The organism is Rhodoferax sp. RT5P35 (assembly GCF_056521385.1).
In genome coordinates, this window is record NZ_JBWMAX010000282.1 from 1 (window position 1) to 1,128 (window position 1,128).

Sequence of the window (1,128 nt, forward strand, 5' to 3'; positions counted from 1 at the left end):
ATTCGGCCACGCGGCGAACGTCGTCGCTCCAGCCTTTCCAGGCGCAGTAGCGACTCCACCGCGCTTGTGGCGAGGGGAATTCGTCCAAGGTCAAAGTTTGTTCCAGTACACCGGTGGCAAGGGTGGCATCGCGGAACACAAAGCCATCGCCGTTGCTGGTGAAGCTGAAGGGCACGTCGAGCAGCGTGGCGTAGTTGATGGCCTGGGCCATGCCCGCGCCCATGGCGTGGTGGTTGTCTTTGGCTTCCACCACGGCCAGGGGGATATTGGCCTTGTAAAACAGGGCGTAGTCGGCGCGCAGCACCGTGCTTTTGTCGCGCTGGGCGGTTTTGCCGCGCACCACCACACGGCCAGCGCGCAGGGGAAATTCGCGGTAAATCTGGTCTATGGGGTGCCAGCCTGCGTGCTCCATGGCGGGGCGGATGCACTTGTCGCAGAGGTCGCTTTCGGAAAGTGCTTTTTTATCCATGCCGGTGGGTGTTTCCTGGGTGCGTTGCCGTCACCCTGTTGAACACACCTTGGATGAATGAGCCATGATTTTGCCATTGGGCAGCCGGTGGTTTTATGGCTACTGCAAACGCCCCAACAACCCTCCATCCGGATACCCATCCGCAGGCAAGCCCACACTGCGCTGAAAGCGCCGAATCCCTTCCCGCGTCGCGGGCCCCATCATCCCGTCCGGCGTCCCACTCGCAAAACCGCGCGTGTTCAAAGCAGTCTGCAACGCCTGCAACTGGCTGCGGGTCAAGGCCTGCAGGTCGCGAGGCCAGGGGGCTTGTACGGCGGGGCCGTTGCCGATGCGCTGCGAGAGCAGGCTGACGGCGAGGGCATAGCTGGGGGAGTTGTTGTAGCGCAGGATGGCGCGGAAGTTGGGGCCTACCAGGAAGGCGGGGCCACGGGCTCCGGCGGGGAGCAGCAGCTCGGCATCGGGCAGCAGGGGCAGCGGAGTGCCGTCCATGGTCTGAACGCCTTCGGCCGCCCATTGCTGCGACGGCTGGCGCGCCGTGGTGTCAGCGCGGGCCACGTCGAAGCCGGATGGGAGCTGCACCTCGGTGTCCCAGGGCTGGTCGGCCTGCAAGCCCGAGCGGGGCCGGAAGTGGGCGGCGGATGACATCACGTCGTCACGGC

The 1,128-nt window shown here is 65.1% G+C and carries 1 protein-coding gene and 1 pseudogene; both read right to left on the reverse strand.

Features of this window, described 5'->3' with window-relative positions:
• Positions 1 to 469 (reverse strand): annotated as a pseudogene (locus tag AC097L_RS25640) (type I restriction endonuclease subunit R); the annotation flags it as partial.
• Positions 470 to 568: 99 nt separating this feature from the next.
• On the reverse strand, positions 569 to 1,128 hold a 560-nt coding region (locus AC097L_RS25645; RefSeq protein WP_479589520.1), incomplete at its 5' end, for a peptidoglycan-binding domain-containing protein.